Below are 24,544 nucleotides of genomic sequence, written 5' to 3' on the forward strand. Positions count from 1 at the left end.
GTTATCAATTGCCCCCGCGTCGAATCAGCATGAAGCATTTATTCCCTAGCACCGCACTTGCCCTATTCATTGGCCTCAGCGTTTTGCCGCTCTCGGCCAATACATTCGCCGCTAACAGTTGGGATAACCTTCAGCCCGATCGTGATGAGGTAATTGCCAGTCTTAACGTTGTTGAGCTGCTCAAACGCCATCATTACAGCAAGCCGCCACTGGATGACGCACGTTCCGTGATCATCTATGACAGCTACCTGAAACTGCTCGACCCCTCGCGCAGTTATTTCCTGGCCAGCGATATTGCCGAATTCGACAAATGGAAAACCCAATTTGACGATTTCCTCAAAAGTGGCGACCTCAACCCCGGCTTCACGATCTACAAGCGCTACCTGGACCGGGTCAAATCGCGTCTGGACTTCGCCCTTGCCGAACTGAACAAGGGGGTCGACTCGTTCGACTTCAATGCCAAAGAGACCCTGGAGGTCGACCGCAAGGACGCCCCATGGCTCAAGACCGAAGCCGAACTCAACGACCTGTGGCGCAAACGTCTGAAGGACGAAGTGCTACGCCTGAAAATCGCCGGCAAAGAGCCCGCGAAAATCCAGGAACTGCTGACCAAGCGCTACAAGAACCAACTGTCGCGCCTTGACCAGACCCGTAGCGAAGACATCTTCCAGGCGTATATCAACACCTTCGCCATGTCTTACGACCCGCACACCAATTACCTGTCGCCCGATAACGCGGAAAACTTCGACATCAACATGAGCCTGTCGCTCGAAGGCATTGGCGCCGTGTTGCAAAGCGATAACGACCAAGTGAAAGTCGTGCGTCTGGTGCCAGCAGGCCCGGCGGACAAGACCAAGCAGGTGGCCCCGGCGGACAAGATCATCGGCGTTGCCCAGGGCGACAAAGAGATGGTCGACGTGATCGGCTGGCGTCTGGATGAAGTGGTCAAGTTGATTCGCGGCCCTAAAGGCTCGGTGGTGCGTCTGGAAGTGATTCCGGCCAGCAATGCGCCGAATGACCAGACCAGCAAAGTGGTGTCCATCACCCGCGAAGCCGTGAAGCTGGAAGAACAGGCGGCCAAAAAGTCGATCCTGAACCTGAAACAGGACGGCAAGAACTACAAGCTGGGCGTGATTGAAATTCCGGCCTTCTACCTGGACTTCAAAGCATTCCGTGCCGGTGACCCGAATTACAAGAGCACCACCCGCGACGTCAAGAAACTGCTGACCGAGTTGCAGAAAGAAAAAGTCGATGGCGTGATTATCGACCTGCGCAACAACGGCGGCGGTTCGTTGCAGGAAGCGACGGAGCTGACCAGCCTGTTTATCGACAAAGGGCCGACCGTGCTGGTGCGTAACGCGGACGGCAAGGTAGACGTGCTGGAAGACGAAAATCCGGGCGCCTTCTACAAAGGCCCGATGGCGTTGTTGGTCAATCGCCTGTCGGCTTCGGCCTCGGAGATTTTTGCCGGCGCCATGCAGGATTACCACCGTGCACTGATCATCGGCGGCCAGACCTTCGGCAAAGGCACCGTGCAGACCATTCAACCGCTCAACCATGGCGAACTGAAACTGACACTGGCCAAGTTCTATCGGGTTTCCGGCCAGAGCACGCAGCATCAGGGCGTTCTGCCTGACGTCGCGTTCCCGTCGATCATCGACACCAAGGAAATCGGTGAAAGCGCCCTGCCTGAAGCCATGCCATGGGACACCATCCGCCCGGCAATCAAGCCTGCGGTCGACCCGTTCAAGCCTTTCATTGCCCAGCTCAAGGCGGACCATGAAGCGCGCACGGCCAAGGATGCAGAATTCATCTTTATCCGTGACAAGCTGGCGCTGGCTGACAAGCTGATGAACGAGAAGACCGTCAGCCTCAATGAAGCCGAGCGCCGCGCGCAACACGCCGACATTGAAGCCAAGCAACTGGCGATGGAAAACGCCCGTCGTCAGGCCAAAGGCGAAGCACCGCTCAAAGAAATGAAAAAAGAAGACGAAGACGCACTGCCGGTCGAGCCTGAAAAGACCAAACCGGAAGATGACGCCTACCTGAGCGAGACCGGGCGCATCTTGCTCGACTACCTCAAGCTCAATGGTCAGGTGGCCACCCGCTAACGACGCACGCGTGTCGTGGCGCAGTGGCAGCGCACGATCGGGATCAGCCGTTAAAGCCGATCCCGATCTCAGCCTGGTTTCTGAGCCACCCCGGCACGGGCGTTTGATCGGGAACAGCCGTGTTGTTCACTGACCTAAAAAAGGGCGGGCCGCGCAAAGCGGTCCGCCCTTTTTTTGTCACGTCGGGAGCTTAACGCAACCCGGCCCGATAATGCTGAGCCTGCTCGGGATCGGCTTGCACCCCCGCAGCACCTTGCTCATACAGCGCCGCCAGTTTGATCGGCGCCAGCGGGTGGCCTGCCTTGACCGCCATTGTCCACCAGCGAACGGCTTCAGCAGCGTCAGGGGCTTTGGTCACACTTCCCGCGAGGCTGAACACACCCACTTGGTACGCGGCCTTGCCATCGCCCGCCAGACCCGCCAGGCGCAACAGGCGCACGCCCTCCTCCTTGGCCCCCAGCCCTTGCCCGCGAAACGCCAGGATGTGCCCGTAGAAGCTCTGGGCATCGGTATCACCCAGGTTGGCCATGCGCGCGAACTGGCCTTCCATCCAGCGCCATAAACGTGGCTGGCGAACACACCAGCGCCAGTGAAACAACTTGCGCGCCAGCCAGTAGCTGAAGCGCGCCTTGAGTCGCCACATCACTCAGGCTTCCTCATGTTCGTAAACATGCTCAAAGACCCGAACCACTTCAGCGGCATGCCAGGAAGCAGCTGCGATACCGTCAGGTGGTCCGCTGAAACGGCCGAGCCGCTCTGCGCATTCGAAAAAACCGGTACGGGGCAAACGGCTCGCCCCCTGGCTGATGACCAATGAACTGCGCATCGGCTGTTCCGCTTTGGTGTCCAGCGCGGCCAGATGCTCAAGTGCGGCGGTCAGGGTCAGCATGGCCGGGCTGGGCAATTGCAAACGTTCCAGCAACGCTCGATAGGTCACCAGGTGCCGCTGGCGGCGGGCCTGATCGAGTTCTGCCAGCAAGGCGTCCCAGTGTTGACGACTGATGCGTACGCTCATGACGCGTCCCTCCAGCCGGTGATCCCCAACTCCCAGCCAAGGCTGCGGCTGATGGCGCTGTCCGGCGTGCGCTCACCCCGTTCGATCATGCTCAGGTAAGACGGGCTGATACCGACCGTGCGCGCCAGCGTGTCGAGCGCCAGGCCTTTTGCTTCCCGCAAGCTTCGCAGTTGATCAAGCCCTGGCAGCGTGTGCTCAGGAACAGGCGCGGCTGGCGCCTCGGCGGGTGCTGGCTGCTGGCTCATACCCGCAGCCTTGAGCAGTGCCTGATAGCTTTCCCATGACAGAACCGCGTATTCGGGTTCCCCGTTGCGCTTGATAATTTGAAGATCCATTACTAAACCCCGTCAGACTTTTAAATAAATCGAGTCGGAACTTTCCCTAGAAGCTTAATCCTAACAGCCGCTAAGGTCTTGGGGGTTTTTGATGTGAGGTCAGATAAACCTACGACGGGCGAGGAAAACGGTGCGAGGCGCTGCAAATGTTATCCACACAAATTGTGGATAACCTTGTGAACAGAGCTGATTTTGATCCCTGAAAGCCCCGTTCCATAAGGGCTGCGCTCAGATCGGGCATTTTTTACACACATAAAAAAACCCATAAATTCATTGACTTGGCAGCCGAGTGGCACTAGCAACCCGCACACAGCGCTTTGGGGATGTTCCGATCAGAGGTCAAACAGAGCGTAGGAAATGAACTACAGAAACGAAAACGCCCCGTCGAGACGGGGCGCTATGTGTTGCAACTCGCTTACTTGCTGGCAGGTGCTTGCGGGGCAACTTCCTGATCAGCGCTGGCCGGGTCTTTGATACCCAGCAGTTCCAGGTCGAACACCAGCACCGAGTTGGCTGGAATGGCCGGGCTTGGGCTCTGCGCGCCGTAAGCCAGTTCGCTAGGAATGTAGAGTTTGTACTTCTCGCCAACGTGCATCAGTTGCAGGCCTTCAACCCAACCCGGAATCACGCCGCTCACTGGCAGATCAATCGGGCTGCCACGCTCAACCGAGCTGTCGAACACTTTGCCGTCGATCAGTTTGCCTTCGTAGTGAACCGTCACCACGTCGGTCGCTTTTGGCTGTGGGCCATCGGCTTTCTTGATCACTTCGTATTGCAGGCCAGAAGCGGTGGTGGTGACACCGGCTTTCTTGCCATTTTCTTCGAGGAATTTTTTGCCAGCTGCCGAGGCTTCTTCGCTCATTTTGGTCAGACGCTCTTCAGCACGCTTTTGCAGTGCAGAGAAGGCTTCGATCAGCTCGTCATCTTTAAGTTTTTGCTCTTTCTTGCCAACGGCATCTTCGATGCCCAGGGCGACGGCTTTGGAATCCAGATCATCCATGCCTTCTTGAGCCAGGCTTTTGCCCATGTTCAGGCCGATGCCATAAGAAGCTTTTTGTGCCGGAGTTTTCAGCTCTACGCTGGTCTGCGAATCGCAACCCGCCAGTACCAGGCCTACCAGAGCCACAGCTGCCGCCAACCGATGCTGTTTCATGCTATTTCCTTGTTCATGCGCCAAATGGGCAATCGAATAAAGCCGCGAGCTTATCAGGCGGCCGCGACCAATGGCTACCGGCATGAGAGCCACAAAACGATCAGAAGTTCACGCCTAAAAGACAATTCATAATCGCTGCAACTTTTGTAAACACTTAAGACGGTCTGTCAAGGAGGACGCCTAATTTTCAGCAGGAACTAATGGCTACTTGATGCCAGCCACTCTGTAAGGCATAAGACGGTAAAAAATTGACAAGGAGCGTGACAGTGCGTCTGTTTTACCGTGTTCTGCTAATCCTGCTGGCGGCCGTGGCGGGGTTGATTGCCGTGGTGGTCTATTTCACCGCCCATCCCCACTTACCGGCCTATCAGGCACCGCAGCAGCTGCATTATCTGGATCAATGGAGCCCGGCAGACCGCCAGACTTATTACTACACGCCCCAAGGCACTCAAGTGAAAGGCTTGCGCTACAACTGGTTCAGCGCGTTGGAGTTGCCGTTTTCGCAGCAACCTTTTGCCGCGCCCGAGTACTTGGCGCGCTTCGGCTTTCTGGTCGACCCGCAACAAAAAGCCAGTGCTGCCAACCCCGGCAATTTGCCTGTGGGGTTTACCCGTCACAGCAATCCCGGCAGCACGGTTGAGTACCTCGACATCACCTGCGCCGCCTGCCACACCGGCGAATTGCGTTATCAAGGGCAAGCCCTGCGCGTGGATGGCGCCCCGGCCCAGCACGTGCTGCCTTCAAGCGTGCCGACCCTGCGCGGTGGCAGCTTCGGCCAGGCCTTGGTGGCCAGCCTGGCCGCCACCTATTACAACCCGTGGAAATTCGAGCGGTTCGCCCACGCCGTGCTGGGCGATGACTATCAAGCGCAGCACAAACAGTTGCGCCGCGAATTCAAAACCGCGCTGGACACTTTCCTCGCCGTGGCCTGGAATGACACCCATCGCGGCCTCTACCCCACCCTGGAAGGCCCCGGCCGTACCGACGCCTTCGGCCGCATTGCCAATGCCAGTTTTGGCGACGCGATTTCCCCTGACAACTACCGCGTCGCCAATGCGCCGGTCGATTACCCGCACCTGTGGGACATGTGGACATTCGACTGGGTGCAGTGGACCGCATCGGCCAAGCAACCCATGGCACGCAACATCGGTGAGGCCCTGGGTGTCGGCGCCACCCTGAACTTTTTCGACAGCCACGGCCAGCCTTTGCAAGGGGATGCGCGCTACCCCTCCAGTGTGCGGGTGCATGACTTGCACCTGATCGAAGAAACCCTGCAAAAGCTCAAACCGCCCGTGTGGCCTGAAGCACTCTTCGGCCAGATCGACCGCCCGCTGGCCGCCAAAGGGCGCGCCCTGTTCACGGAAAACTGCGCCGGTTGCCACGTGCCGCAGGTCAAGGACGAAGCAGGCCGCCGCGTGCAACAGCTGACGGTCATCGCATTGGACGTGATCGGCACGGACCCCAATACCGCCAATAACATCGCCGATAACCGCTATGACGTCAGTGCCCTGCAATGGGATCCGGCCGAGTTGGCGAAGATGAACGTGACGCTGTTCCCCCACAGCGATGAACCGCTGGACTTGCATCAACTGTCCGTTGCCAAGGGGCTGGCGTACATCACCGCCTTTGTTGAAAAGCATGCGTACGCCGCCGCCGGGATCAGCCCGCAGGAACAGGATCGCCTCAATGGTTACGGGCTGCCGATTGCCGTGCAGGAAGTGCGCGCATACAAGGCGCGGCCGCTGGACGGGATCTGGGCCACAGCGCCGTATTTGCACAACGGCTCGGTGCCCACGCTGTATCAATTGCTGTCGCCTCAGTCCGAGCGCGACGAAACGTTTTACCGCGGCACGTTTGAGTACGATCCACGCCATCTGGGTTATCGCACTGAAGCCTTTGACGGGGGCTTTGTGCTGGACACCCGCATCAGCGGCAACCACAACAGCGGCCATGAGTTTCGGGCCGGGCCGCGGGGCAATGGGGTCATCGGGCGCTTGCTGCAACCTGAAGAGCGCTGGGCCTTGCTGGAGTACCTGAAAGTCCTCGGCAGCCCGCTCGAACAACAGGTGCCCGCACTGTGAAAAGGCCATTCCAACGCACGGTAACTGAAAGGATCTTTGCATGCTGACCACTCTTTGGATGCGCTTGGGCTCATGGCTGGGCAAGCTGCTACTGGCACTGATAGCGCTGGGGTTGATCGGCTGGGCATTGGCCAGCGGCTGGTATGCCTGGCAACACCGCGGGCCGGTGTCCACGCAAGAGGAAATCCCGACCGGCGAAGCCGCGATGACCCGGGATACGATTCAGACCGCCCTCAAAATTGTCGATCAGCACCGGGAAAACACCCGTTACCTGCGCGATGCTCACGCCAAGGCACATGGTTGCGTCAACGCCGAGGTTGAGGTGTTGAGCGACCTGAATCCGGCCTTGCGTCAGGGTGTCTTCGCCGAACCGGGCAAGACCTGGCACGCCGTGATGCGCCTGTCCAACGGCAATGCCTACCCGCAATTTGACAGCATTCGCGATGCCCGGGGGATGGCCATCAAACTGCTGGACGTCCCGGGCGCTCAACTGATGCCCAGCCAACAAGGCCGCACCGAACAGGATTTTGTGATGTTCAACCATCCCAACTTCTTCGTCAGTGATGTGGCCGAGTACCGACAAAACATCGGGGCGCAGGCTGACGGCAAAAAGGTCATGGCGTTCTTCCCGTCGTGGAACCCCAAGGACTGGCAAGTTCGCCATTTGTTCATTGCCTTGGCGACGTTGTCACCGGCACCGGCCAGCCCGACGCAGACCACCTATTTTTCGGTCTCGCCTTACAAGTTTGGCAGCGTGAACGCCAAGTTCCGGGTAGCCCCCGACCCTGAGCGGTGCCCGGCCTACACGCTGCCCGAGCAGAACCAGGCGCTGCCCAATTTCTTGCGCCAGGCGCTGACCCGGCAACTGTCGACTGACCGTGTACCGGCCTGTTTCGTGTTGCAAATCCAGCGCCAGAACGCCAATCGCTACATGCCGATTGAAGACACCAGCATCGAGTGGCAAACGTCCGATGCACCGTTCGAGACCGTCGCGCGCATCAACGTACCCGCTCAGGACTTTGACACCCCGCGCCAGAACCTGACGTGCGACAACCTGTCCTTCAACCCCTGGCACGGGATCGAGGCGCATCGGCCTATTGGTGGCATCAATCGGTTGCGCAAGGCCGTGTATGAGTCGGTCAGTGAATACCGTCACTCGCGCAACGCCGAACAATAATGACCTACAGGCCCGTCTCAGGCAGACGGGTCTTGCCCCTGTTCCGTGAGCACCACAAAGGGCTGCCAGCGCTCGGTCACCCGACCTTTGCGTGTCCACACCGTGTCAGTCACCAACACCTCCAACACGGCCCCCTGGGCCACATGCCGGACATAATCAGCGGCACTCAGCACACCGAGGCTGAGCAAATGCTCGAAGTCGCTGACTTCACCCTCGCGCCGGGTCACGCTGGCAATCAACGCGCGGTCGATACCTTCTGACAACTGGCGATACGACAACAATGCCCCTTGGGGCGCCGAAAAATAGATTTTGTGGCCAATCGCGTTTTGCATCAGCCAAAAACCCATGCACACGTTATCCGGCGAAAAACAGTTGTTCATGAGTAAGCGCTGGCTGGCCGGCACAGGCACGCCAGCGTTATCAGCCGAGTGATACACCGCCACCACCTGATAGCCCGCAGGCAATAGAGGCGCACCTGAGCGCTCTCTGCCGTAGGCGTCCGGGCGGTCGTATCGTTCGAAAGCGGCAATGTGAGGGCGTGTGCAGACAAAACGCGCGTGCTCCGTGTGCTTGAGAATAAAACCCACCCGTTGAACCCTTGCACCTTTAAGCATCTGGGCATGAGCCAGTCTGGCGGCGGCATTAGCCGTTGCCGCGATCGGCCCGCACAGGGGCGGCCGGTCATCAACCTGCGTGTCGATGACCTGGCCGGTTCGCCAATCGCCGGTAATGCGAGCGCGTCGACGCCAGAAAATACCGGGGCATACCACACTCAATTCCCCGGCCAGATACACCATCGCCAAAAAATCGCTCGGCAGCAGCACATTCTCGGCATCTGATTGTTCAAGGTGCCCTGGCGGGCCCGGATGGACCAACCTGAACACAGGCATCAAGGCGCGCTCCAGCTGCGAATCGCTGGAGACGTAGCACAGCAGGCTGCCATCGGGATTGGATAAGTAGAAACGCCCGTAATTGTGGCGAAATGAAATGGCCGTGCGCAGATCCATCATGGAGAAGAAGTTGTCTTGCAGGGCTCGCTCTTCATCACTGAGGTTCAGCGGGTGCGCGAAAACAGTGTGTGAGTGATAAAGCCCTTCAATGGCATAGCCTTCAGGCGGCAAAATATCGCCGTTTGCTCCCAGCGACAGCACGTCTGCGGGCCGGAACAGAGTGCCCTCACTGCTCTGTGGGATGGTGGCAAAGTACTGATGGTCTTTGCTCAAAATAAAGCCGCCGAATTCCTCTTCGCGTTGATTGCCAATTAAATCGTGGGCATACACCGCTGCATCGTCTGCGCTGATAAACGCAGGACTCAGGGTGGGAACAAGCGTTGAGTAAGGGCGGGGGGTGTCGAGGGTGGAGTCGTCCATTAGGGGGTCCTTGAGGTCGCGTGGGGGGGGGTTGAGCCGACTTGGTTCAACGGGCCATCACGCAACAGTGTCAAGGTCATTCCCGGTGCCAGGGCGTTACAGGGCTACTACCCGGCAAACGCCCCCTTAATACGCACCCCGCTTGCCGGGGCAGGTATCGAGCCTCAGTGAACAGGCAATTCGACGCCTTCGAACAGGTCTTCAAGTTCTTGCTTGTTATGGCACTGGATCGCTTTGGCCATCACTTCGCGGGTCAGGTGCGGGGCGAATTTTTCGATGAAGTCGCACATAAAACCGCGCAAGAACGTGCCCCGACGGAAACCGATTTTGGTAATGCTCGACTCGAACAGCTCGCTGGCATCCAGGACCACCAAATCTTTATCAAGGGTGGTGTCGACGGCCATCTTGGCCACGATGCCAACCCCCAGCCCGAGTCGCACATAGGTTTTGATGACGTCGGCGTCGGCGGCCGTGAACACCACTTTCGGTGTAAGGCCTCGATGGCTGAACGCCTCGTCGAGCTTCGAGCGGCCGGTGAAGCCAAACACGTAGGTCACGATCGGGTATTCGGCCAGCGCTTCAAGGGTCAGCTTGGGCAATTTGGTCAGCGGATGCCCTTGGGGCACCACGACGCAACGGTTCCAGCGATAGCACGGCATCATCACCAGGTCGCCGAACAGTTCGAGGGCTTCGGTGGCAATGGCGAAATCAACGGTGCCATCGGCTGCCATCTCGGCAATCTGCATCGGCGAGCCCTGATGCATGTGCAAGGACACGTCCGGGTATTGCTTGATGAAGTTGCTGATAACAGGCGGCAAGGCATAACGCGCCTGGGTGTGGGTGGTCGCAATCGACAGGGTGCCTTTTTTCTCGTTGGAGAATTCCTGAGCGATTTGCTTGATGCTTTCGACCTTGCGCAGGATCTCGCCGGCCGTGGTGATAATGCGCTCGCCGGCCGGCGTGACGCGGGTCAGGTGTTTGCCGCTGCGGGCAAACACTTCGACGCCCAATTCGTCTTCAAGCAAGCGGATCTGTTTGCTGATACCCGGCTGTGAGGTGTAAAGGCTCTGCGCAGTGGCGGAAACGTTGAGGTCGTGGTGCGCCACTTCCCAGATGTAGCGCAATTGTTGAAGCTTCATATGCATCCCTCAAAGCAATTAGACGCCAAGGGTATCGGCGGCGGTATATAACTATATGGAAGGTCAGAAGAAGAAATCTAGAACTTTTTTATCGTTATCAAGCCTGCAAGCATCTTAAACCTCCGTGCGACGACGGCGCTGCAGCAGCGGCACCAGGTACACCGGCATGCGTGCCAGCTCAATCACCCGCGCCGCCGTGCGTCCCAGGTGGCTGAGCCCGCCCGAAGGCTGGCCATGACTGCCGAGGATCAACAGGTCAACCGCCAGGCTGTCGGACTGCTGCAAAATCACGTGCGCAGGCTCGCCCTGAATCACCTTGACCGAGCGAATCAGGGCCAGTTCCTGCCCGCCTTCACCCAGCTCATCGCGCAGGCTTTGTAACACCCGTCCCTCAATGTTCGACAGCATGGTGCTCATGCCCTGCTGGTGCAGCGCACTGAACGTCTCTTCATCGAGATAACTCTGCAACACCGACTCCGCGAACAGCCCCATCGGCTCCACGGCATGCACCACATACAAGTCCGCACGGAAGGTACGCGCCAGCCCCAAGGCGTGCTGCATCACCAGTGGCGCATAAATACCGAGGTCATTGGCAAACAGTATCGAGCGAATCATGCGACCTCCCCCGACTCAATGAGTGGCCGAGATGGATTCAGCTTAGCAGCGCCAAGGGAAGTGCGAGGGCTATCACCGTGCTGTCAGTCGGCAGGCAAATCCTGCCGTTCGTTGCTGATACCGTGGGGCACATGCCCGGTTGCTACGACTTGGCGGGCGCGCTCGCAGTGACCGGCCTGATCGTCGAAAAACACGTCGGCCGCGAACGCTTCGAGAAAGGCCGACTTGTCCAGGCCGCCCAGAAACAGCGACTCATCCAGCCGGATATCCCAGTCACGCAGGGTGCGAATCACTCGCTCATGGGCGGGTGCCGAACGCGCCGTCACCAGTGCGGTACGAATCGGGCAGGCGTCGTCCGGGAACTCACGCTGCAACAGGTTCAGCGCCTCCAGGAACCCTTTGAAAGGACCGCCGCGCAAGGGGCTGCGCGCCGATTCACGCTCCAGGGATTGAAACGCTTCAATGCCGCCCGACTGATACACGCGCTCGGCTTCGTCGGAAAACAGCACCGCATCACCGTCGAACGCTATGCGCAGTTCTTTGTTTTCAGCCCGCCGCGTGCCTCCGGACAGGATCGTCGCGGCCGCAAAACCGGCATCCAGCGCACTGCGGACATCGTCGGCGTGGGTCGATAAAAACAGGTCGCAGCCAAAGGCATTGAGATAAGGATGCGGGTTACGTCCCCCGGAGAAGGCCGCTCGTGAAATCCCCAGCCCGTAATGCTGGATCGAATTGAAGACCCTCAAGCCTGTATCGGCACTGTTGCGCGAGACCAGCACCACCTCTACCCGCTCACGGCCGAGGGTGGCGTTGAAGCTCAGTAACTTTTGCACCAGCGGAAAAGCATCCCCCGGCGCCAGCACTTCATCTTCGTGTTCAATCTGGTACTGGCGATACGCCTCAATACCGTGGGCCAGATACACCTCATGGCTCGCACTCAGATCGAACAGGGCGCGAGACGAGATCGCCAGCACCAACTTGCCTTTCAAGCCTTTACTCATGTCGCCTCCGCTGGCAGTGCATGGGGGGTGGACGACCGGGTCAAGGCAGTTCGTCCGGTTCCGTCATCAAGGCCAGCCGGATGTGATGCGCCAGCTCGCCTTCACTCAAACGCGATTTCAACTCGCCATAAAACTGGCCGTCACGCACCACCAGCAGGGTCGGCAAATGGAAAATCCCATAACGCTGCACCAACCCGCCGTTGTCACCCGCATCGATCCAGCACAGCCGGTCAATAGGCAACGTCATCGCAGGCAGCCTGTGCCGGGCGACACGGCAGCTCGAACACCCGACGCTGGAGAAGATCACCAGCGATGTACCGGGCAGCGCCAGCAGGTGCTGGTCCGCATCAAAATCTGTCAGTTCCATTTCACCCACTATACTGAGGCAAACAATATCAAAGTGCTGGCACTTGGAGTGTGCGTTCATGGGTCGTTTTTTACCTCACCCAGATGATATCCCCGCTGAGATTACGCCCCGCAAACACCCCGCCCTTTCACGCCACAAGCTGCACTCTATCAGCCTTGGCGGCGTTTCATGCAACAGCGACCGAGGCTGGAAGCGTGGAGCGGCCGTTGACATTCACATGCCCACCCTGGGCGAGGATGCGCATTACCAAGGCTATATCGCGTGGTGTGAAAAACGTGAACAGGGCTACCGCGTGGGCATTGCCTTCACCGATGCCCAAACACTGTTTGGTGCCCGCATGGGCGAACAGGTGTGCCAAATCGAACACTTTTACCGCTTGCAGCGACTACAAAACCCGCAGGTGGACAACCTGCAAGCGCTGGCGCTGGAATGGATCAGCCTGAACGCCGTGGACTTCTCCCAAGCCACCGTGGAGCGCGCGCTGGCTCAACCAGCACTGGATTAAACCTGCGTGTGCCCATTGTCGGATAACCGCTTTACGCGTTAAGGTTCGGCTCCCCGTTGCGCTCAATCATGCTGTGCTCCGCCGCACGGGGATCGCTGGCGGCCGGCACCCGTGACCTGACGAGTAACACGATGGCTGATTTACCGATCGACGACCTAAACGTTGCCTCCAACGAAACCCTGATCACACCTGAACAGCTCAAGCGCGAGATGCCTCTGCGTGAAACTGCCTTGCAGACTGTGACCAAGGGCCGTGAGGTGATTCGCAACATCCTGGATGGCAAAGACCATCGACTGTTCGTTGTCATCGGGCCTTGCTCGATCCACGATATCAAGGCTGCCCACGAATACGCCGAGCGCCTCAAGGCCCTCGCCGCTGAAGTCAGCGATACGCTGTACCTGGTCATGCGGGTGTACTTTGAAAAGCCACGCACCACCGTCGGCTGGAAAGGCCTGATCAACGACCCGTACCTGGATGACTCGTTCAAGATCGAAGACGGTCTGCACATCGGGCGCAAACTGCTGCTGGACCTGGCTGAAATGGGCCTGCCGACCGCAACTGAAGCGCTGGACCCGATCTCCCCGCAGTACCTGCAAGACCTGATCAGCTGGTCGGCCATTGGTGCGCGCACCACCGAATCGCAAACCCACCGCGAGATGGCTTCGGGCCTGTCTTCGGCCGTCGGTTTCAAGAACGGCACCGATGGCGGCCTGACGGTAGCGATCAACGCGTTGCAGTCGGTTTCCAGCCCGCACCGCTTCTTGGGCATCAACCAGGAAGGCGGTGTCTCGATTGTCACCACCAAAGGCAACGCGTACGGCCACGTCGTGCTGCGCGGCGGCAACGGCAAGCCGAACTACGATTCAGTGAGTGTCGCCTTGTGCGAGCAGGCGCTGAACAAAGCGAACATCCGCCCGAACATCATGGTCGATTGCAGCCACGCCAACTCCAACAAAGACCCGGCCTTGCAGCCACTGGTCATGGAAAACGTGGCCAACCAGATCGCCGAAGGCAATCAGTCGATTATCGGCCTGATGGTCGAAAGCCATCTGAACTGGGGCTGCCAGGCCATTCCTAAAAACCTCGAAGACTTGCAGTACGGCGTGTCGATTACCGATGCGTGCATCGACTGGGCAAGCACCGAGAGCACCCTGCGCAGCATGCGGGCCAAGCTTAAGGATGTACTGCCAAACCGTGCTCGCGGCTAAGCACAGCCACGGTTGAACCTGCAGGAGCGCGCCCGCTCCTGCAGGGGGTTTTACAGCGCTACAGCGGAATCGAAGCCCGGCGTTCGCCGCGCTCATACACCACGTTGGCGCGCCCCACGATCAAAGGATCGAGCGCCCCGATACCTTTCAAATCCTTGTCGGCATACGGCAGCTTGTGCAGCACATAGCGCATGGCGCTCAGCCGCGCGCGTTTCTTGCAATTGGACTTGATCACCGTCCAGGGCGCATCCGAGGTATCGGTGTAGGAGAACATGCCTTCCTTGGCCTTGGTGTAGTCGTCCCACTTGTCCAGCGACGCCAGATCGATCGGGCTGAGTTTCCAGTGCTTGAGCGGATGTTTCTCGCGCTCCTTGAAGCGTCGACGTTGCTCGTCGCGGCTGACCGAAAACCAGAACTTGATCAGGTGAACGTTACTGCGCACTAGCATGCGCTCGAAATCCGGGGTCTGACGCATGAACTCAAGGTATTCATCGTCCGAACAGAAGCCCATCACGCGCTCAACACCCGCGCGGTTGTACCAGCTCCGGTCAAACATCACGATTTCGCCGGCTGTGGGCAAATGCTGAACATAGCGCTGGAAATACCACTGGCCGCGTTCCACTTCGCTGGGTTTTTCCAGGGCGACAATCCGCGCACCCCGTGGGTTGAGGTGCTCCATAAAGCGCTTGATCGATCCGCCCTTGCCCGCCGCATCTCGCCCTTCGAACAGAATGACGACCTTCTGACCGGTTTCCTTGACCCACGCCTGTAGCTTGAGCAGTTCAACTTGCAGGCGATATTTCTCGCGCTCGTAGTTGCGTCGCGACATCAGGTTCTTGTAGGGGTAGTTGCCTTTGCGCCAGTCCGGTGCCAATTGATCGTCCGGGTGCAGGGGACGCTGGTGGAAAACCGACTCGCTTTCCTGGCTGAGCAATGCGTTGCGCAACACCACCGCATCGTCGGGAGACATGCCCGACATCAAGGTGCCCAAGGTCTGGATAAGGCCCTGTGTATCGCCCTGCGGAATCTGCTGCAGGATGTCTTTGACCGCCGCACTGGTGGCCGCCTGGCGCGACTGAATTTTGTCTTCGACGACATGCCGCTGAAGTTGCGCAGGGCTTTGCGTCGGTGCGACATCACCGGACTGTGTGCGGCGTGGGCGGGAGGTACGTGCCGCTTTTTTGGCTGCGGGCTTTACGGAGGCAGTGCGAGTGACCACATCGGTCATGAGATTTCCTTAAATGAACGGCGGATGATTCAAATAAATACAGCATCTGTCGCCCGACCGCCTAGACACAGATCAAAACCCCCTCGATCACCCTCGCAGCAAACGCAGACACCCCGCGAGAACGTAGGACTCGCGGGGTGCAAGGGGGTGCGTTTTATACGGGGGTGCGGCAGATCTAACCCAGTTGCTCGTCCGCTTTCACACCCTTGCGATACACCTCATACACGATGACATCAGCGTTGAGTTCGCCCAGGTGCTTTTCAACCAATGGCTTGACGTCGTGCCATTCCAGCCCACCGACGCCCGTGGCCAGCCGCGGTAGCGCCACACTTTTAATGTGTTCGTCAGCCACATACCGGGCCAGTTCGCGCAAAGCATGCCCTACGTTTTTCAGGGTTGCCTTGCCGGGCTTGGCCGCATGACCGGTATGCAACGAATCCTGAGTCAACAGGTTCACAATGCTGCGCACTGCGCCCTTGTCATCAACCCCTGACCAGCACCAGATTTCACCGGGCTGTGGGGCCTTGCTGTGGGCGGCGTGACGATAATCCGCCACCAAGGATGGCCAACGCTCGCGCAGAGCCAGCGCCAGGCCGGTATCGAAAGGATCCTGAGGCGCAATGCCGTGAGCAATCACCTGCGCTTGACTCAGTAAAATGTCGCCTTCGACTTCACGGATCATATGCGTTCTCTCCACAGTCATTAACCCGGGCTCGGCAACGCGCCGCCCCCGCCTGATTCCAGACTAAGCGAGGGGGTCAGTGATCACGTTGATTCAGGTCAATAGCGGCAAGAGCGGCGTCGGGCAACGCCCTGGACGGGCAGACGGAGCACAGTAAAGGGTCAGAGTTTGGCTTGAGCGCGCTTGTGGCGCTCCATGTAACGCTCGACGTAAGAGCATGAAGGAATCACGTCATAGCCCATCTTCTCGGCGTAATCGAGGGCTTCTTCGGTCAATGCAGCGGCAATTCCGCGGCCACGCAGGGCGTTCGGAACAAAGGTGCGGTAGATATCCAGAGTCTGCTTTCCCAGATCCATGTAGGTCAGGTAAGCACGATGACCGTCGACAGTGGTCTCAAACTGGTGACCTGCCTGGTCATGGTGGATGGATAACGCCTCGCTCATCATTACTCCTCGCGGGTCTTGAACCGTGACCCCTACCTTACTGTTGTTTGTCGGCCGAGGGAACCACTGGGCACCCGGCTTGGGCCTCACGCAATAGCAAGACGCCAGCCTGTGTAAAGAGTAGTCAAACTCGGCATAAACGCTCGGTGCACGCGACGTGACCGGAGCATCTGTCGCCCAGCCTCATGCCAGACCATTGAACATTTTGCGCAATGTGGAAGCTATGACGAGACTCCGGCACTAAAGTCACTTGAAACCTGATGACCTGTCCCCAAATAGGGCGATGTGCTTAGTGCGTCAAACCGACTGTTTTACAAGCACAATCTGTTAAAGCTAGCCCATGGCCAGTCATTACCAATTATTTTTTTTGGTTCTTGCGCTAGGTCAGTTTACTTACTACAAGTAATGGGTAGTATGTACGCCGGCTGTTTCCTCATGTTGAAGGAGCAGCTTCAATTAGAAAGTCCTTGAAGGGGAACACGATGAACAACGTTCTGAAATTCTCTGCTCTGGCATTGGCCGCAGTTCTGGCTACCGGTTGCAGCAGCGTATCTAAAGAAACTGAAGCCCGTCTGACTGCAACTGAAGATGCAGCAGCACGTTCCCAGGCTCGTGCTGACGAAGCCTACCGTAAAGCTGACGAAGCGCTGGCTGCTGCTCAAAAAGCACAACAGACTGCTGATGAAGCAAACGAACGTGCTCTGCGCATGCTTGAAAAAGCAAGCCGCAAGTAATAGTCCTTCGGGGCTGTTACCAACCGACCCATTTTATGGGTCGGTTTTTTTTGCCTGAGGTATTTTCAACAGGCATTAAAAAGCCGCCGCAGTCAGTGACTGCGGCGGCTTTTAAACAGATCGATTACTGCACGTAATCGAGCGATTGCCCTTCTGGCACTTCGAGCACACCAGGCACTTGCGGTACGACAGCGGTGCTGATTCCGATCTCAGCCGGTATTCCCGTTTCTGCCACGACCACCGGGAACGCTTTTTCCTTGTCGATCTGAATGCTGTTTTCCAGTGCTTTGTGCTTGAGCACGAAGTTCATGAAACCAGCCCACTTTTGTTCTTTGTCTTCTTGAGTCAGATGCGACTTGTCGCTCTTGGCGAGCAGGGATCCGTCTTTGACGTTCAAAGGCTCGTGCACTTCGAGATACACCTTGCCGCCACTTACGCCCATCTTGTAAGGCTCGTTGATAATGCGAACGGGCGTCCCCACAGGCACCAACTGCGACATTTGCAAGACGTTCTTGTTCAGCATGCGGAAACAGCCGTGGCTCGTGCCCGTGCCAATACCGAACTTGGCATTGGAACCATGGATCAGGTAACCCGGCATGCCCAGCGTGAACTTGAAAGGCCCCAGAGGGTTGTCCGGGCCCGCGGGCACCACATTGGGCAGCGGATCACCATTGCGGGCATGTTCAGCCTTGATCGACGCAGGGGGCGTCCAGGTCGGGTTCGGCGTCTTGGCGGTGATTCGGGTCTGGCCCAACGGCGACCCCCAGCCCTCACGACCAATCCCCAGCGGAAAGGTGTACACCTTGTTTTGACCTTTGGGGAAGTAATACAACCGGTATTCGGCCAGGTTGATCACGATCCCTTCCCGCTTGCCGGGTGGCAGGATGAACTGGGTTGGCAACACGATGTCGGTGTCTACCAGCGTGCCATCGGGGTGCTTTTTGACCGGTAGCCAGGCATCGATGCCGGGGTTGGCCGCGATCATCTCCGAATAGCCCAGCTCATGCTCATTGCCCAAGTCTGCGAAGGAGTCTTCGTAGCGGCCCTTGATGACCTGTACCTGCCCCACCACGTCTTCACCGGGCGGTGGCAACGGAAACTCAAGAGCAGCAACAGGGCCTGCCACACACAGTGCGGCAACTGACAGACAACGGGTGACGGCAGGTAGGCGCGACAACATCCGGAACATCCTTCGCATAATCAACGGGGGACAAAAGGGGGAAAGTGTACACGCAGCCTGCCGGGTTCAGGAGGCGGCGTACCTCGCCAAAACAGTCAGACGAGGTAGATCATAGTTCAAAGCGCAATTCGGGCCAGATCGGCTCGGTGCCGCGGCGCTGCGATTCAATGATTGCGCGGCACAGCGGGCAGAGGCGGTGGTCCTGAAACACCTTGCGCGTGACGTCCGACCAACGCGGCTGCGCAGGCAGCAACGAGCCGCACAACGTACGGTCAATGGTGCCTCCCAGCTCCAATTGACGCGTCACCAGATGCACCCGTACCTCCTGGCAGGCGAACAAATCGAGCTGTTCATCGGGCTCGATCAGTTGATAGGCATATAAAGACCAGGCAGGACGCGACATCGGGGGCTCCAAATCGGGGGGGCGCCACCTTAGCCGAAACGCTGCGACTAGAAAAGCATCAAAGCAACGGTTTTAGCGCAGGCCACACATTATCCAGCAGGCGCTTCTGTCCAGCGGCTGCAGGGTGCAAGCCATCAGCCTGCATCAGCTCGGGATGCCCCCCTACGCCCTCAAGGAAAAACGGCACCAGCGCGATCTGTTTTTCGTCAGCCAGCTGCGTGTAAACACGGGCAAACGCCTCGGTATAGCGCACGCCATAATTGGGCGGCAACTGCATCCCCAACAGCAGCACTTTAGCGCCGGCGGTTTTGGCCGCATCGATCATCGCGGCAAGATTTTGTTGCAATTGCGCAGGCGGCTGACCGCGCAACCCGTCGTTGCCGCCCAATTCGACAATCACCACATCCGGTTTATGCTCTGTAAGCAGTGCGGGCAACCGGGCCTGCCCGCCCGCACTGGTGTCACCACTGATCGACGCATTGACCACCCGGTCGTCATGACCTTCGCGTTCAAGTCGCTGCTCAAGCAAGGACACCCAGCCCAGCCGGGTATCCAGGCCGAAACCCGCGCTGATACTATCGCCGACGATCAAGATTGTTCCCGCCGCTGCGTTCTGCGCCATACACATCAGGGCCAGAGCAGCACTTACAAACCACACACGCATCGGATTCTCCATGGGCGAACGTATTCTCACCGCGCAGAACCTTAGCAAAGTGGTACCCAGCGCGGAAGGCGAGTTAACCATCCTTCACCCGCTGAGCCTTGAACTGCGTCAAGGCGACAGCCTGGCCATCGTCGGCGCATCCGGCTCAGGCAAGTCGACCCTGCTGGGATTACTGGCCGGGCTCGACCTGCCCAGCGCAGGCGAAGTCATCCTCGCCGGGCACGCCCTGAGCACGCTGGATGAAGACCAGCGCGCCAGGGTTCGTGCCGAACACGTCGGTTTTGTATTCCAGTCCTTTCAATTGCTCGACAGCCTCAATGCACTGGAAAACGTCATGTTGCCGATGGAGCTGGAGGGCCGCACAGACGCGCGCGATCACGCGCGGCACCTGTTGGAGCGCGTCGGGTTGGGGCAGCGCCTGAGCCATTCCCCGCGTCAATTGTCCGGGGGTGAACAGCAACGCGTGGCCATCGCCCGGGCTTTCGCGGCCGAGCCCGACGTGTTGTTCGCTGATGAACCCACCGGCAACCTGGACAGTCACACGGGTGAGCGCATCACCGATTTACTCTTTGAGCTCAATCAAGAGCGCGGCACCACGCTGGTGCTGGTGACCCATGACGAACGCCTGGCACACCGCTGCCGGCGCCTGATCCGCCTTGAAGCTGGCCATCTGGTCGGCCCTCTGGAGCCTTGATGGCACGCATGCCACTGTTACGCCTGTGGAGCCTCGCCGTACGCCAATTGCTGCGCGATGCACGTGCCGGAGAATTACGCGTACTGTTCTTCGCCCTGCTGGTGGCGGTGGCGGCAAGTACCGCCATCGGTTATTTCGGCGCACGCCTGAACGGCGCCATGCTGCTGCGTGCCACTGAATTCCTGGGCGCCGACCTGGTCCTCGATGGCACCTCCCCCGCGCGGGACGAACAGGTTCGTTTCGGCAAGGAACTGGGCCTCAAGCATGCGCGGGTCGTGGAGTTCTCCAGCGTGATTGCCACCGACAACGGCATTCAACTGTCCAGCATCAAGGCCGCAGACGATGCCTATCCCCTGCGCGGCGAACTGAAAAGCGCTGCCCAACCCTACGCCCAAGAGCAGCCCGGCGGCGGCCCTGAACCGGGCGAGGCCTGGGCCGAATCACGCCTGCTGACAGCGCTGGACCTGAAGGTCGGTGACCCGATCGACGTGGGTTCAAAAACGCTGCGCATTACCCGTGTCCTGACCTACGAACCCGACCGGGCCGGCAATCTTTACAGCCTGACCCCACGGGTACTGATCAACCTGGATGACCTGGCTGCGACCGGCATCGTACAGCCCGGAAGCCGGGTCAATTTCCGTGAACTGTGGCGCGGCGAAGCGCCCGCGCTGGCGTCCTACCGGCAAGTCATCCAGCCCGGCCTTGACGCCAATCAACGCCTGCTGGACGCCCGCGACGGCAACCAGCAAATAGGCGGCGCACTGGGCAAAGCCGAGCGCTACCTGAACATGGCCAGCCTGGTAGCGGTGTTACTGGCGGGCGTGGCCGTGGCACTGTCCGCCACGCGTTTTGCCAATCGCCGCTTCGATGCCAGCGCGCTGCTGCGCTGCCTGGGGTTGTCGCGTCGCGAAACCTTGTGGCTGTTTGCCCTGCAATTGACCGTACTAGGGCTGCTGGCCAGCGTGGTGGGCGCCTTGCTGGGCTGGCTCGCCCAACTCGGCCTGTTCGCGCTGCTGCATGACCTGCTGCCGTCCGACGTCCCACCAGGCGGTCTGATGCCTGCGTTCGCCGGCATGGGCACCGGGCTGGTGGCGCTGGCCGGTTTCGCCCTGCCGCCGCTGGCAGCTCTGGGCCGGGTACCGCCGCTGCGGGTATTGCGGCGCGACCTGTTGCCGATACCCGCCAGTACCTGGAGCGTCTATGGCGCTGCCCTGCTCGCCCTGGGGTTAATCATGTGGCGCATGAGCCTTGATCTGGTGCTCACCTTCGCCCTGCTGGGTGGCGGTGTGCTGGCTGCGCTGGGCTTGGGCGGCCTGTTGCTGTTGGCCCTGCAAAGCCTGCGTCGCCTGTTGGCTGGCGCCTCACTGCCGTGGCGTCTGGGCCTGGGACAACTGCTGCGCCATCCCCTGGCCGCCGCCGGCCAAGCCTTGGCGTTCGGCTTGATCTTGCTGTCGATGGCGCTGATTGCCCTGTTGCGCACAGAGCTGCTCGACACCTGGCAGAACCAACTGCCCAAAGATGCGCCCAATTACTTTGCCCTGAACATCCTGCCCGCTGACAAAGAAGCCTTTGGCACGCGGTTGATGCAACTGCAGGCCACGGCAGCGCCCCTGTATCCGGTAGTGCCGGGCCGTCTGATCAGCATCAACGGCCAAGCCGTGCAAGGGCTCGTCAGCAAGGACTCAAGCGGCGACAAAGCCATTCAACGCGACTTGAGCCTGACCTGGGCCGCCAACCTGCCAGCGGGCAATGAGTTGACGGCGGGCCAATGGTGGACGCAAGACCCCGGCGACGGCATTCCCGGCGTTTCGGTCGAGGCCAAAGTGGCCCAAAGCCTGAAACTCAAACTGGGCGACCACCTGACCTTCAGCGTCGGCGGGGCGCGACGTGAAGCGCAAGTCACCAGCCTGCGCAGCATCAACTGGGACAATTTCCAACCCAACTTCTTCATGATCTTCCAGCCCGGCACCTTGCAGGACTTGCCCGCCACCTACCTCACCAGCTTCTATCTGGCGCCGGGCCATGACCGGGAAATCATCGAGCTGTCCCGCCGTTTTCCGGCCGTGACGATTTTGCCCATCGAAGCCTTGCTGGCCCAACTGCGCAGCATCCTGGCGCAGGTCACCATTGCCGTCGAATACGTGCTGCTGTTTGTCCTCGCGGCCGGTATGGCCGTGCTGTTTTCCGGCCTGCAATCCACCTTGGATGAACGCATCCGCCAAGGGGCCTTGCTCCGGGCACTGGGGGCCCGGCGCGCACTGTTGATCAAGGCCCGGCGGATCGAGTTCGGCCTGCTCGGTGCAACCAGCGGTCTGCTCGCTGCGATCGGCGCCGAACTGGTCAGCCTGGTGCTGTACCGCTTCGCGTTTGACCTGCCCTGGCATCCTCACCCGTGGCTGTTGCTGTTGCCGGTCGCGGGGGCATTGATGGTAGGGGCGGCCGGTGTCTTCGGCACACGCAAAGCGCTCAATACCAGCCCCCTGACAGTGCTGCGCGAGGGCTGATAGACTCGCCGCCTTCTCTGCCAATGGATTGCCCATGAGCCGCTACCGCCCCCCTCGCCCCGCCGGCACCGCGCTGATCACCCCCGAAGGTGAAGCGCGGATGCGGGCCGAACTGCACGAGTTGTGGCACGTGCGTCGCCCGCAAGTCACGCAGTCTGTCAGCGAGGCTGCGGCGCAGGGCGATCGCTCGGAAAACGCCGAATACACCTACGGCAAAAAGATGCTGCGTGAAATCGACAGCCGCGTGCGGTTTCTGACCAAGCGCCTCGAAAGCCTCAAAGTGGTCAGCGACAAGCCCAGCGACCCCAACAAAGTGTATTTCGGGGCGTGGGTCACCATTGAGGATGAAGACGGCAAGCAGGCGCGTTACCGCATCGTGGGCCCGGATGAGCTGGATTTGAAACAAGGCTTGATCAGCATTGACTCGCCTCTGGCGCGCGCGCTGATCGGCAAGGCGCTGGATGCTGAAGTGCAGGTCCAGACACCCACCGGCGAACAGTGGGTGTATATCGTCGCCATCGATTACCCCTGACCGATACCCCCACAAAGATGTAGCGGCATATGTAGCAGCCGTTTAAAAGCTCAGTTCCCCTTCTATGCTCAGGTGTATCCACCAACGGTCATTCAAGGAGCGAAAGACCATGAGCACAACAACTAACCATTACTGGATGAGTGAAGTCCCTGACATCAACAGACTGCGCATCGGCGAACTCATCCTGCCCGGCAGTCATGATTCAGGCAGCGATAAACAAGCACCCGACTTCCAGTGGCCACAAGAAATCACCCAAGACTTCGCCCCCCTTCACCAACTCAGGCACGGCATCAGGGCACTGGATTTAAGGGTCGCGTTTTACGGCAAGTATCCGCCCGGTGATGCGCGGCGCTTTCAACTGTTCCACAAAACCTCATCCGGGCGCACGGTCGCTGGCGACATCCTGCAAGCGCTAAAGACGTTTTACGCGGATGAACGGGCATTTAAAGAGATCGTCGTGCTGGACTTTCATGAGTTCAGGGACTTTACGGCAGAGGCGCACAGCGAACTTCAGGCGCTGATCCTCTCCATGCTGGGCGAACGCCTCGTGTCTGAAAAATGGGCCGGTTTAACGCTCGATGAACTCTACACCACCCATCCGGGAGCCAACGTGGTCGCGGCTTACAACCATTACACCAGCTCGACGTCGCTCTGGGAGGGCGTCGATCAACGTTGGAGCGGTAAAAACCTGATCTCGACAGCTGACCTCAAACACTTTATGGACAGCACCATTACCCGTTACAAAGCGCGAAACGCGTTGGTTGCCATCCAGTGCGCGAAATATGTCTTGCCGCTGCATGTGCCTGATGATTTCAAAGAGGTAATCAATCAGTGGTTCAAGTCGGAGCATTCAGAAAGTTACATTCAAAATTTCTTCATTATTAATACCGACTGGGCAACCCGCAGTGAACTGGTCAACAACTGCAAACACGCCAATCAAGTCAAAGCCCAACGTGTAACCTGACACGCTTATGGAGGCGCCGGGCATTGTTCAAAACACTCGGCGCACGTGTGCCTCAACGCAAGGTAATCAGCCCTTGGCGGGATATGCGTATCAAGTTGCGAATCACCGACTCGGCCTGTTGGGCAGTGGGCGACTGAATCACGGCCAGATCAAAACTGTCATTGGCAAACCGCGCCAGGCTGTCGTCGCCTTCTACAAACTGAATCAAAAATGCTGAAGCCCGTCCCTTTCGACGCGGCCAACCGTCCAGATAACGCAACAGCGTCGGCTGGTGTTTGCCGCCCAACAGGATTTTTGGATTACGAAAGGTTTGATTCGCCGTGATCGGCGCAAGACGTACAAGGGGACGTGGCTGACTCATCTATCGGTTTCTCCGCCTCAGGATTCTGCGTGGCAGGTGAGAGGCAACACCGAACCAGCGCTTTAGCGGTATTTCAAG

Annotated in this window: 26 protein-coding genes; 10 read left to right on the forward strand and 16 right to left on the reverse strand. The window is 59.0% G+C overall.

From position 1 onward, the window contains the following. Window positions 1-29: 29 nt before the first annotated feature. A complete protein-coding gene (locus BKD70_RS16080) occupies window positions 30-2,111 on the forward strand; it encodes a carboxy terminal-processing peptidase (RefSeq protein WP_169835968.1) in 2,082 nt (693 codons plus the stop codon). A gap of 190 nt (window positions 2,112-2,301) precedes the next feature. Here BKD70_RS16080 and BKD70_RS16085 read toward each other — a convergent pair whose 3' ends face one another. From BKD70_RS16085 to BKD70_RS16100, 4 genes are all read right to left on the reverse strand, one after another. Further along, entirely contained in the window at window positions 2,302-2,757 is a 456-nt protein-coding gene (locus tag BKD70_RS16085) for a tetratricopeptide repeat protein (protein WP_047274193.1), read from the reverse strand. After that, entirely contained in the window at window positions 2,758-3,126 is a 369-nt protein-coding gene (locus tag BKD70_RS16090) for a hypothetical protein (RefSeq protein ID WP_047274192.1), read from the reverse strand. Beyond that, on the reverse strand, window positions 3,123-3,461 hold the full coding sequence (locus tag BKD70_RS16095; RefSeq protein ID WP_047274190.1) for a helix-turn-helix domain-containing protein: 339 nt from the start codon (window positions 3,459-3,461) through the stop codon (window positions 3,123-3,125). Before BKD70_RS16095 ends, BKD70_RS16090 begins: the two co-directional genes overlap by 4 nt. Before the next feature lie 415 nt (window positions 3,462-3,876). After that, window positions 3,877-4,614, reverse strand: a complete 738-nt coding sequence (locus BKD70_RS16100; protein ID WP_047274188.1) for an FKBP-type peptidyl-prolyl cis-trans isomerase — start codon at window positions 4,612-4,614, stop codon at window positions 3,877-3,879. 266 nt (window positions 4,615-4,880) lie between these two features. On the opposite strand from BKD70_RS16100, the gene BKD70_RS16105 reads away from it, so the two are divergent. Together BKD70_RS16105 and BKD70_RS16110 are read left to right on the forward strand one after the other, a co-directional pair. Continuing rightward, window positions 4,881-6,695, forward strand: a complete 1,815-nt coding sequence (locus BKD70_RS16105; RefSeq protein WP_047274186.1) for a di-heme-cytochrome C peroxidase — start codon at window positions 4,881-4,883, stop codon at window positions 6,693-6,695. A 40-nt stretch (window positions 6,696-6,735) separates the two neighbouring features. Further along, window positions 6,736-7,872: a catalase family protein gene (locus tag BKD70_RS16110; protein WP_047274184.1), complete on the forward strand. Its 1,137-nt coding sequence runs from the start codon at window positions 6,736-6,738 to the stop codon at window positions 7,870-7,872. A gap of 17 nt (window positions 7,873-7,889) precedes the next feature. On the opposite strand, the gene BKD70_RS16115 is transcribed toward BKD70_RS16110, so the two are convergent. From BKD70_RS16115 to BKD70_RS16135, 5 genes are all read right to left on the reverse strand, one after another. Beyond that, window positions 7,890-9,242 (reverse strand): hypothetical protein, encoded by a 1,353-nt coding sequence (locus BKD70_RS16115; protein ID WP_047274182.1) that lies wholly within the window; start codon window positions 9,240-9,242, stop codon window positions 7,890-7,892. A gap of 164 nt (window positions 9,243-9,406) precedes the next feature. After that, window positions 9,407-10,381: an HTH-type transcriptional regulator CysB gene (gene cysB / locus BKD70_RS16120; protein ID WP_047274180.1), complete on the reverse strand. Its 975-nt coding sequence runs from the start codon at window positions 10,379-10,381 to the stop codon at window positions 9,407-9,409. A 114-nt stretch (window positions 10,382-10,495) separates the two neighbouring features. Further along, entirely contained in the window at window positions 10,496-10,996 is a 501-nt protein-coding gene (locus tag BKD70_RS16125) for a universal stress protein (RefSeq protein ID WP_047274178.1), read from the reverse strand. A gap of 83 nt (window positions 10,997-11,079) precedes the next feature. Next, on the reverse strand, window positions 11,080-11,997 hold the full coding sequence (locus tag BKD70_RS16130) for a 5'-nucleotidase (protein ID WP_047274176.1): 918 nt from the start codon (window positions 11,995-11,997) through the stop codon (window positions 11,080-11,082). Window positions 11,998-12,037: 40 nt separating this feature from the next. Further along, window positions 12,038-12,424 carry a co-chaperone YbbN gene (locus BKD70_RS16135; protein ID WP_047274174.1) on the reverse strand — a complete coding sequence of 129 codons (387 nt, stop codon included), beginning with the start codon at window positions 12,422-12,424 and terminating at the stop codon, window positions 12,038-12,040. Between BKD70_RS16135 and BKD70_RS16140 the strand changes: the two genes are divergently transcribed. Next, entirely contained in the window at window positions 12,423-12,869 is a 447-nt protein-coding gene (locus BKD70_RS16140) for a PilZ domain-containing protein (RefSeq protein ID WP_047274172.1), read from the forward strand. The genes BKD70_RS16135 and BKD70_RS16140 overlap by 2 nt on opposite strands. Before the next feature lie 131 nt (window positions 12,870-13,000). Further along, the gene (locus BKD70_RS16145; protein ID WP_047274545.1) at window positions 13,001-14,077 is read left to right on the forward strand and encodes a 3-deoxy-7-phosphoheptulonate synthase; all 1,077 of its coding nucleotides are present in this window, start codon (window positions 13,001-13,003) and stop codon (window positions 14,075-14,077) included. A gap of 58 nt (window positions 14,078-14,135) precedes the next feature. Here BKD70_RS16145 and ppk2 read toward each other — a convergent pair whose 3' ends face one another. The 3 genes from ppk2 to BKD70_RS16160 form a co-directional block, all read right to left on the reverse strand. After that, on the reverse strand, window positions 14,136-15,305 hold the full coding sequence (gene ppk2, locus BKD70_RS16150) for a polyphosphate kinase 2 (RefSeq protein ID WP_047274170.1): 1,170 nt from the start codon (window positions 15,303-15,305) through the stop codon (window positions 14,136-14,138). Window positions 15,306-15,480: 175 nt separating this feature from the next. Then, on the reverse strand, window positions 15,481-15,987 hold the full coding sequence (locus BKD70_RS16155; protein WP_047274168.1) for a macro domain-containing protein: 507 nt from the start codon (window positions 15,985-15,987) through the stop codon (window positions 15,481-15,483). 161 nt (window positions 15,988-16,148) lie between these two features. Then, window positions 16,149-16,430: a GNAT family N-acetyltransferase gene (locus BKD70_RS16160; protein ID WP_047274167.1), complete on the reverse strand. Its 282-nt coding sequence runs from the start codon at window positions 16,428-16,430 to the stop codon at window positions 16,149-16,151. A gap of 482 nt (window positions 16,431-16,912) precedes the next feature. Between BKD70_RS16160 and oprI the strand changes: the two genes are divergently transcribed. After that, the gene (oprI, locus tag BKD70_RS16165) at window positions 16,913-17,164 is read left to right on the forward strand and encodes an outer membrane lipoprotei OprI (protein ID WP_003172710.1); all 252 of its coding nucleotides are present in this window, start codon (window positions 16,913-16,915) and stop codon (window positions 17,162-17,164) included. A 124-nt stretch (window positions 17,165-17,288) separates the two neighbouring features. Here the strand turns inward: oprI and BKD70_RS16170 are convergent, their stop codons facing one another. From BKD70_RS16170 to BKD70_RS16180, 3 genes are all read right to left on the reverse strand, one after another. Next, window positions 17,289-18,344 carry a L,D-transpeptidase family protein gene (locus BKD70_RS16170; RefSeq protein ID WP_047274164.1) on the reverse strand — a complete coding sequence of 352 codons (1,056 nt, stop codon included), beginning with the start codon at window positions 18,342-18,344 and terminating at the stop codon, window positions 17,289-17,291. 109 nt (window positions 18,345-18,453) lie between these two features. Then, on the reverse strand, window positions 18,454-18,747 hold the full coding sequence (locus tag BKD70_RS16175) for a hypothetical protein (RefSeq protein ID WP_003446817.1): 294 nt from the start codon (window positions 18,745-18,747) through the stop codon (window positions 18,454-18,456). Window positions 18,748-18,805: 58 nt separating this feature from the next. Then, window positions 18,806-19,411, reverse strand: a complete 606-nt coding sequence (locus tag BKD70_RS16180) for an arylesterase (RefSeq protein WP_047274159.1) — start codon at window positions 19,409-19,411, stop codon at window positions 18,806-18,808. Window positions 19,412-19,421: 10 nt separating this feature from the next. Here BKD70_RS16180 and BKD70_RS16185 point away from each other — a divergent pair, with 10 nt between their 5' ends. The 4 genes from BKD70_RS16185 to BKD70_RS16200 all read left to right on the forward strand — a co-directional run bounded on the left by BKD70_RS16185 (window position 19,422) and on the right by BKD70_RS16200 (window position 24,105). Then, entirely contained in the window at window positions 19,422-20,105 is a 684-nt protein-coding gene (locus BKD70_RS16185) for an ABC transporter ATP-binding protein (protein WP_047274157.1), read from the forward strand. Then, window positions 20,105-22,609 carry an ABC transporter permease gene (locus tag BKD70_RS16190; protein WP_047274155.1) on the forward strand — a complete coding sequence of 835 codons (2,505 nt, stop codon included), beginning with the start codon at window positions 20,105-20,107 and terminating at the stop codon, window positions 22,607-22,609. Before BKD70_RS16185 ends, BKD70_RS16190 begins: the two co-directional genes overlap by 1 nt. A 34-nt stretch (window positions 22,610-22,643) precedes the next feature. Beyond that, window positions 22,644-23,141 (forward strand): transcription elongation factor GreB, encoded by a 498-nt coding sequence (gene greB, locus BKD70_RS16195; protein WP_047274153.1) that lies wholly within the window; start codon window positions 22,644-22,646, stop codon window positions 23,139-23,141. 109 nt (window positions 23,142-23,250) lie between these two features. Continuing rightward, window positions 23,251-24,105: a hypothetical protein gene (locus BKD70_RS16200; RefSeq protein ID WP_047274151.1), complete on the forward strand. Its 855-nt coding sequence runs from the start codon at window positions 23,251-23,253 to the stop codon at window positions 24,103-24,105. 52 nt (window positions 24,106-24,157) lie between these two features. On the opposite strand, the gene BKD70_RS16205 is transcribed toward BKD70_RS16200, so the two are convergent. Then, window positions 24,158-24,466 carry a hypothetical protein gene (locus BKD70_RS16205; protein WP_047274149.1) on the reverse strand — a complete coding sequence of 103 codons (309 nt, stop codon included), beginning with the start codon at window positions 24,464-24,466 and terminating at the stop codon, window positions 24,158-24,160. Window positions 24,467-24,544: the final 78 nt, after the last annotated feature.

The sequence above is a fragment of the Pseudomonas sp. BS-2016 genome (assembly GCF_001806145.1).
Classification (GTDB): domain Bacteria; phylum Pseudomonadota; class Gammaproteobacteria; order Pseudomonadales; family Pseudomonadaceae; genus Aquipseudomonas; species Aquipseudomonas lundensis.